Below are 9,131 nucleotides of genomic sequence, written 5' to 3' on the forward strand. Positions count from 1 at the left end.
CTAAACCAACTAAACAAAAGAGATTTATGATGAAAAAAATATTGACGTCTAATTTTAAGCACAAAATTAGAGATAGTATAAAAAAATCAGTCAAGTGCTTGACTATTTTTCTCGTAATTAATATCTGTTATGCTTTTACAGATTCTTATTCACAGACTAAAACATTTAATATTCAATTTAAAGATGTTTCCTTAAAAAAAGTAATTTCAGAAATTGAAAACCAAAGCGAATTTGTTATTATTTATGATGATGAAGTTTGGGGGCTTTTAAATAAAAGAGTTCGGAATTTTGAGGTAAAAAATAAAAATATTGAAGAAGTACTTGATAAAATTTTAGATGTAAACCAGTTTAATTATTCTATTAACCATAGGCAAGTTGTAATTTATAAAAAAGATGCTGAAACAAAAATTACGCCTAATACTACAGTGGTGCAAACTAAAAAAATATCAGGAACCATTGTAGATGAAAGTGGCATGCCTGTACCTGGTGTAAATATTTTAGTGGTGGGCACAAAGCGAGGTACGCAATCCGATTTTGATGGACTTTACAGTATTAACGCTAATAAAGGTGAAGTCATCGAGTTTAGATATGTTGGTATGCAAACGCAACGTATTACGGTTGGGGATAGCGATACCATTAATTTAACATTAATAGAAGACGCGGCTGCTTTAGATGAAGTCGTTGTAGTTGCCTTTGGTGAACAAAAGAAAGAAAGCGTTGTAGCATCAATTACAACTGTAAAGCCTAGTGAGCTCAAAATACCTTCAAGTAATTTAACCACAGCTTTAGCAGGACGTGTTTCTGGTTTAATATCTTACCAACGAAGTGGAGAACCTGGAGCAGATAATGCACAGTTTTTTGTTCGTGGTATATCTACATTTGGATACGCTAGTAGTCCATTAATTCTTTTGGATGGGTTTGAAATTTCCGCCAACGAGCTTTCAAGAGTTCAACCAGATGATATTGCAAGTTTTTCCGTAATGAAAGATGCTACGGCAACATCACTTTACGGGGCAAGAGGTGCTAATGGCGTGATATTAATTACAACAAAAGAAGGTAAAGAAGGGAAAGCTAAGATTTCTTTTAGATATGAGTCCTCTTTCTCTCAACCAACCCAAATCCCTGAAGTTATTGGTGGTGTGGAGTATATGCAATTGTACAACCAAGCACAGTTTAACGATGACCCTTTATTACCTAAGTTTTATAGTGTTCAACGTATAGAAAATACAATAAACAAACTTAATCCATATGCGTATCCTGATGTAGATTGGTATGATGAGTTATTTAAATCTCAAGCACTAAATACAAGGTACAATCTAAATGTAACCGGTGGGGGTAAAGTGGCAACTTATTACTTAGCAGGGTCCTTTACTAAAGATAACGGGCTGTTAAAAGTTGATGAAAAGAATAATTTTAATTCTAATATTCAAATAAACAATTACAACCTGCGTTCAAATTTGAATATTAAGTTAAGTGAAAAAACTACGGTAGGGTTAAAAATTAGTTCGGATTTTAATAGATCTAATACACCAACCATTAGTGGAACAGCTGTTTTTAATAGTGTGATGGATATAAATCCGGTTGAGTTCCCAAAGTTTTATGCGCCAGATGATGCTAATGCATTTACAACCCATATTTTGTTTGGTAATTCAGGAAATCAAGATGATCTTTTTGTGAATCCTTACGCAGAAAGTGTAAAAGGGTTTAAAGATTATTTTTCAGCAACGGTATTGTCGCAAATAACATTAAAATCTGAAATAAATAAAAATTTAACCTTTTCGGCAAATGCTACAATCCAATCTTTTGGTGAGTTCTCATCTCAAAGATCGTATAGCCCTTTCTATTACAACTGGAAAGATTACGATCAAGTCTCAGATACGTATACCTTAGTTCAAATTAATGATAATGGTTCGGATGCCTTAGGTGACCCATCAACGTCACGTAATTCAAATTCACGTAATTATTTTGAGGCACGTTTATTATACAATAAAACCTTTAACGAAAAGCATGCTGTTAGTGGTTTACTTGTGGGACGTGCTGAAGAAAAAATGAATCAAGGTACAGGCTCTGGTATATATGCCACTTTACCATCTCGAAACAATGGTGTATCAGGTAGGCTTACCTATGGCTACGATTCTAGATATTTATTCGAAGCAAATTTTGGTTATAATGGATCCGAAAAATTTTCGGAAAAAGAACGCTACGGGTTTTTTCCAGCAATTGGATTCGGTTATGTAATGTCTAACGAAAAGTATTGGAAAGGTCTAGAGGATGTTATTAATACCATGAAGCTTAAATTCACTTATGGATTAGTTGGTAATGATGCTATTGCATCCGAGTCAGATCGTTTTTTCTTCCTATCTCAAATTAATAACAATGGAAATGGATATACTTGGGGAGGTAATTATCAAACAAGTTATAATGGGTATAATGTTGAGCGATATGCTAATAATTTAATAACCTGGGAGGTTGCAGAAAAAATTAATTTAGGATTTGAAATGAAAATAGCTAAGGCCATTAATTTTCAGGTAGATTTCTTTAAAGAAAATAGATCGGATATTTATTTGTCTCGAGATTTTATTCCTAATTCTGTTGGTTTGAGTGCTAATATTTATGGTAATATTGGAAAGGCAACATCAAAAGGTATTGATGGGTCATTAGATTTTAACCATTCTTTTTCTCCAGACTTTTGGATAAGCGGACGCTCTACCTTTACGTATGCAACTAGTGAAGTAGTTGAGGATGAAAAACAATTTATTTATGATTATCAGGATCGTAAAGGACAGTCGTTATCCCAAAGTTGGGGCTTAGTTGCGGAGCGTCTATTTGTAGATCAAGCAGAAATTGATAATTCTCCAAAACAGGAATTTGGGGTTTACCAGCCAGGAGATATTAAATATAAAGATATTAATGGAGATGGTCTGGTAAATGATAATGATCAAGTTGCTATTGGAGACCCAACAAGTCCAGAGTTAATTTATGGTTTTGGTATATCCACTGGGTTTAAACAAGTTGATTTTTCATTCTTCTTTCAAGGCTCTGCAATGTCATCTTTCTTCATTGATTCAGAAGCAGTGGCTCCATTTGTTAATAGACGTAATGCATTAGACATTGTGGCGAATGATTATTGGAGTTTAAATAATCCAAACCCAGAAGCTTTTTGGCCAAGACTATCTACAACTGTAGTCGATAATAATGCGCAACAATCTACTTGGTGGTTAAGAGATGGTGATTTTTTAAGACTTAAAAGTGTAGAGTTGGGGTATTCTTTACCTGACGACGTCTTAACTAAATTAAATTTAGAAAAGTTTAGATTTTATATAAATGCCTCTAATTTATTCACTATTACTGATTTTGATTTATGGGATATAGAAATGGGAGGTAATGGTTTAGGTTACCCAGTTCAACGTGTAATTAATTTGGGATTACAAGTTTCATTATAATGCAGCATGATATTAAATTAAGTAAAAAATAAGAATATGATAAAATTTATAAAATATATAAAGGTTTTAACAGTCCTTTTGTTATGTGGCTCTTGTTCAGATTATTTGGATGTAGTACCAGATAATACTGTAGAAGTAGAACATTTATTTGAAACTGAAATAAAAGCTTATAATGCGCTAGCAGCTTGTTATTCATTTATTCCTTATAATGACGATGTAAATAGTAATATGCTTTTGGCGGGAGATGAGTTTATTGGAAGGTTGGATGCAGATTATGCAGGTAATTCAGGTCGACTAAGAGGATCGAAAATAATGAGAGCTGGATGGCAAACCGCTAATGATCCACTAATGAATTATTGGAGTGGTCGTAATGGAGGAACAGGGCTTTATGATGGAATTCGTGTATGTAATACCTTTTTAGAAAATATTGGTAGCGTTCCGGACATGACTGATAATGATAAGGCAGATTGGGCTGCCCAAGTAAAATTTCTTAAGGCATATTATCATTTTTATTTATTAAATAAGTATGGGCCAATTATAATTGCTGACGAAAATATTCTTGCTTCAGATGGAATAGATGTAGTAAGACAGTATAGACAGTCTGTTGATGTATGTTTTGATTATATTATTAACCTTTTAGACGAAGCTATAGCTGATATTTCGGAGGTTAGATCTATTTCATTTCTTGGCCAAATAGACAAAACTATTGCTATGAGTGTTAAAGCTAAGGTACTCATGTATGCAGCTAGTCCATTATATAATGGGAATACAGAATTTTATGGGTCTTTTCTTGATGAAAATGGTAACCCGTATTTTAATTTAGAAGCTGATCCTGAAAAATGGAAACTTGCGTTAGATGCAACAGAAGAGGCTATTGCGCAAGCATTATCTCAAGGTAAAAAATTGTATATCTTCGAGGACCAAGTTAAAGATTTTGATGTGGCCGATTGGGACGAATCTGGAATCATCAAACCTGTGTATAATAATAAATTCTCTATCGTAGAAGAGTGGAATAGTGAGTTAATTTGGGGGCTTTCAAATATAAACGACAGGTCGGGTAGTGGTTTTCAAGTTGCTACAAATATGCGTAGTCCATTAGACCCTGCAAACACTAGAAATGCATGGCAATGGTTGGGTGCAAGTTACCGCATGACAGAAATGTTCTATACTAAAAATGGTGTTCCTTTAGAAGAAGATTTAACATTTGATTACGACAATAGATTAGCAATTACGGTAATTCCAGAAGAAGAAGATTATTATAAAGGGTTTTTACAACCTCTAGAGCGAACCGTTAGTTTACATTTAGATAGAGAACCTCGTTTTTATGCATGGTTAGCTACAGATAGAGGGGTGTGGAGAGCTCAAGATGAACGTAATAATTTGAAAATGCGAAATGCAGAATTTCCTGGAGGAAGAGCTCATGCAACAGATTTTTATTGGTCTGGTGTTGGTGTTAAAAAGTTTGTTCATCCGGAAACAACATCCGATAGTTGGACAACAGTAATACACTACGCTAAACCTATTATGAGAATGGCAGAACTTTATCTAATGCGTGCAGAGGCGCGTAACGAATATAGCGGGCCGTCTCAACAAGTATACAGTGATTTAAATGTAATTAGAAGACGCGCGGGACTACCAGATGTGGAGGTGGTTTATAGTAATGCCGAAATTGTAAGTACAGTAGGAAAGCACCTAGATAAATCAGGATTGAGGGATATTATTCAACAAGAAAGACTTATTGAACTAAGTTTTGAAGGGCATCGTTATGATGATATACGACGTTGGAAAAGAGCTTCTGAGTTTTTTACACTTCCAATTCTTGGTTGGGATGTATTTAAAAGTTTAACAACAGAATTTTATACGTTGCAAACTAAGCAAACACGCCAATGGATAACACCTCGAGATTATTTCTTTCCATTGGAATTAAATGAATTGAGATTAAACCCTAAGTTAATCCAAAATCCAGGTTGGGATAGATAAATTAGTTAACTAATAAAATATAAAGATGAAAAAAAACATATTAAATTATAAATTAAATACGATTCGTTTTTTTACACTCGTTTGTGTAAGTCTAGTACTTATGTTTACTGCATGTAATAGTGATAGTGCAGGTAATGGAGATGTTACGCCCCCTGTACAAGTAGAAAATGTAACCTTTAAACCTGATAATGGTGGAGGAACATTTTTTTATAAAGTTCCTGAAGATGAGGATATATTGTTCGTTAAAGCTATTTACACCCTAGATAGTGAAAAAACAATCTATAAAGCATCAAGTTTTTATGCAGATTCATTGAGTATAGACGGTTTAGGATCTGTAAAACCATACAATGTTAAATTGGTTTCTGTAGATAGAACAGGTAATGAGTCGGCACCAGTAATTCAAGAAATAACACCTCTAGAACCAACTACAGATATTGTTTTGGATGGTTTACAAGTTATACCTTCGTTTTCAAGTGTTTTTGTATCATGGGAGAATCCTCAAAGAAAAAATATAGTTATTGGAATTACTTATCAAGTAGATGGGCATTCAATAGTTACTAAGTATGCAAGTAATGATTTGAACGATAATATATTAATTGATGATTTGGATATTAAATCGTATGATTTTACGGTTGATATTGTGGACGATTTTGAAAATGTAACGGCTCCAAAAGAATATAATGACATTACACCATTTAGTGATGTGTTATTAGATAAGTCAAAATTCACTTTTTTAAAAGATGAACTTCTGCCCGATTCAATGACTGAAACATGGATAGATCTTGATGAAACAGGTCAAGAAGTAACCATGACTAGAACCCTTTCTCGTGCAGAAAAAGAAGGAGGTTATAAGGGAATAGATGGTACCGAAGCAAATTGGAACGCAGAAGAACGTAGTTTAGATGGTTTTATTCAGCTTTTTTGGGATGGTATTATAGACGATGGTGTTTTAAGGAATAAAAACTTCTTTAGTACTGGATCGAAAGGCACAATTCCGTTTTCATATTATATAGATTTAGGTCAAGAAGTGCAGATGAGTCGATTTAGAGTGTGGCAACGTGATTGGGATTTTGCTAAAACAGGTAGCGACCAATCCGGATATGCTTATACATCCGAAAATGTTGAGATTTTTGAATTGTGGATTAGTAATGATAAAGAGAATTGGGAACGTGTACGTAGAGCAAATATAGTGAAACCATTTGATGAAGTTGAAGCTAAACAAGAAGCTATCGATGGGCATCATTTTATTGCATACCCCGAAGCACCAAAATTCACAAAAACATTTAGATACTTAGAGTATAGAGGTCTTAAGCGTTTTGATGGCGGTACAAGTGTTTGTAATGCATCCGAGATTTCTATTTATGGAAATCCTAATTAGAAACTTGGGCTTAAAACAAAATATGATGTTATACATAACAAAATTAAAAATACAAGATTATGAAAATTAATAATTTATTTATAATAGTAATGCTCTTGGTGCTTTGCTTCTCTTGCGAAGAGCAAGATGAAAACTATAAACAATACCTCACTGAAACAGTGTATCCAGGGAAAGCAGATAGCTTACGAACATATATAGGTGTCGAAAAAGTGTATTTGGCGTGGGATGCGCCTACCGATGCTAAAGCCGAAAGAATGGTTATTAAATTTGGTGAAACAGATAGTATAATTTCAGAAACTATAATTGATACAATAGTGGTGTCCGGACTTAATTCTGGAGACACCTATAACTTTCAAATCTTTAGTGTGGATAAGGATGATAATCAGTCTATAAAATTATATGCCGATTTGTATCCCGTTTCAAAAGATTGGATAAGTAAAAATATGTTTATTTCTAATCCACAGATATTACCTTCAGACGGTGTTAATGTAAATAGTTTAACGTTTAGTTGGACGGCCTTAGATAACGATGTTATGAAATACAAGGATGGACTTGAGTTTACATTAATCGATAGTGATGGAAACTCCGTTTTTATAGATCCGGCTAATATCAGTAACGACGTTGCAGGAGGTAAGTTAGTTATTGAAGTTCCTAACTTAGATATCGATAAAACCTATACAGTAGCCTATAAAATGCTTTTTAGTCCTAGGGTAGACAATAAAATTATTTTAGATACAACACCGTTATCCGGAGAAATTACATTTGTACCAACCGATTATTCGTTAGATCCTATATTTTTATTAGCGGAATCTATTGGGTGGGATAATTCATCTTTTATAACACTTTCTGCTCTAGAGCCTGGAAGTTATCTAGGGGAGAACATTACACTAAAAGCTAATGATGTTATTAGAGCTTTTCAAGATCCAGATTTAAGTTCAGAAAAACAATATGGTTTTTCTTATTTTGCAACGGTACCGGAATTTATGAGTGTCACTGATGATGGAAATGATAATATCAAATTGGATATAAATGATGGGCTTTACGATGTTATAGTAGAAAGTACAAGTAAAATAGTAAACATTACAGGGACCTACGATGGTCTAATAGAAATACCAGGAACTGTTGAGGCTGAATTTTTTAATATTGGCGGTCAAGGTTATGCTTATAACGATACTTCTGCAGGTAATAGTGGAAGAGGCTGGAGAGACGAAAATGTGGATATTGAAGGTAGTTTAACGGGTAGAAGTAATGTGTCTCATACAGCTGATGGAGAATGGTTAGTTTACACGGTAAATGTTCTTGAAACAGGTACCTATAGCTTGGAAGGCTTTTTTAGCTCAAGTAAAGGTTCAGGCACTTCCGTTGGACAATTGGCTGTATTTATAGATGACTTAGAATTAACACTAATTGAGGTAGATGGTACAGGCAACTGGGGGACTTATAAAGGAAATCCAGCAAGCTCAAACATTCAATTGGAAGCGGGAATTCATAAATTAAAATTGTTATTAAGAAGTCCAAGCTATAATTTTGATTACATAGTTTTTAATAAATTATATTAATTACAATTCAATAGTAGATTTATGTTAGGGCCTAGTAAATTAACTTACCAGGCCTTAATTATTTAGGAGCAAATCTAAAGTATAAGTTGGTCTTGAATAAATAAGGATATTTGTATTATGGCGTTCCCCTGCGGGTCTGGCTATCCGTTCCAAGTCCTCGCACCTCCTGCGTCGGGCTGTGGGCTATCCACTACTATCCCTAACGCGGGTCAATACGTATTCATAAGGTTAAACTAATTCCAATAAAGGGGATCTGTATTTACATCAAGTAATATAAGAGTTAATTTTAGTCTATATATAAGGAGTAAGTTTATACATTATGTATAAGTAGTGTAGGAGAAATACACGCTTTTACTTTAAACGGGTGTTTTTTTATCTTAAGCTATAATTAAAGGCGGTTAGTCTTATATATAATAAGGTAGTATATTTAATAATTGGTAAGTGCTTGTTATTGGGGTGTTGGAAGTGGTGGTTTATTTATAAAGGGGTGTCCTATTATGGTTTAGTATTTTTTGCCAGACTATGTTTGTCTTAAGGACTGTTAAGGGGTTAAATAGCTTCAAAAGGTATAAAACAGCTCTAAACAAGCTAAAAATGGATATAGATTTAAAATAAATCTAAAAATATTTGAATGTAAATAACAGGAACTAAGTTACTTAAAACTGTGTTTAAAAAAAAGCAAAAAAAACATTCAAAAAGTCATTGTCAACTTAAAAAAGGGTGGTAAGTTTGCACCCCGTTAAAAACGCAATTCGTTTTAAAAGGGACGTT

Annotated in this window: 4 protein-coding genes; all 4 read left to right on the forward strand. The window is 33.7% G+C overall.

Annotated elements, in window-relative coordinates:
- Nucleotides 1-98 precede the first annotated feature (98 nt).
- From ABJM36_RS01160 to ABJM36_RS01175, 4 genes are read left to right on the forward strand one after another with little or no spacing between them, the layout of a single operon-like run.
- Complete coding sequence (locus ABJM36_RS01160) at nucleotides 99-3,443, forward strand: SusC/RagA family TonB-linked outer membrane protein (RefSeq protein ID WP_348448309.1); 3,345 nt, start codon at nucleotides 99-101, stop codon at nucleotides 3,441-3,443.
- Between the two features lie 36 nt (nucleotides 3,444-3,479).
- Nucleotides 3,480-5,423, forward strand: a complete 1,944-nt coding sequence (locus tag ABJM36_RS01165; RefSeq protein WP_348448311.1) for a RagB/SusD family nutrient uptake outer membrane protein — start codon at nucleotides 3,480-3,482, stop codon at nucleotides 5,421-5,423.
- Between the two features lie 25 nt (nucleotides 5,424-5,448).
- Nucleotides 5,449-6,801: a DUF4959 domain-containing protein gene (locus ABJM36_RS01170; protein ID WP_348448313.1), complete on the forward strand. Its 1,353-nt coding sequence runs from the start codon at nucleotides 5,449-5,451 to the stop codon at nucleotides 6,799-6,801.
- 59 nt (nucleotides 6,802-6,860) lie between these two features.
- Complete coding sequence (locus ABJM36_RS01175; RefSeq protein WP_348448315.1) at nucleotides 6,861-8,360, forward strand: DUF4998 domain-containing protein; 1,500 nt, start codon at nucleotides 6,861-6,863, stop codon at nucleotides 8,358-8,360.
- Nucleotides 8,361-9,131 lie beyond the last annotated feature (771 nt).

The sequence above is a fragment of the Algibacter sp. genome, assembly GCF_039977455.1.
Classification (GTDB): domain Bacteria; phylum Bacteroidota; class Bacteroidia; order Flavobacteriales; family Flavobacteriaceae; genus Algibacter_B.

What these genes read in the sequence shown, in the direction of transcription:
- ABJM36_RS01175 (WP_348448315.1), top strand. Translation starts at nt 6,861, where the DNA reads ATGAAAATTAATAATTTATTTATAATAGTAATGCTCTTGGTGCTTTGC.
- ABJM36_RS01170 (WP_348448313.1), top strand. Translation starts at nt 5,449, where the DNA reads ATGAAAAAAAACATATTAAATTATAAATTAAATACGATTCGTTTTTTT.
- ABJM36_RS01165 (WP_348448311.1), top strand. Translation starts at nt 3,480, where the DNA reads ATGATAAAATTTATAAAATATATAAAGGTTTTAACAGTCCTTTTGTTA.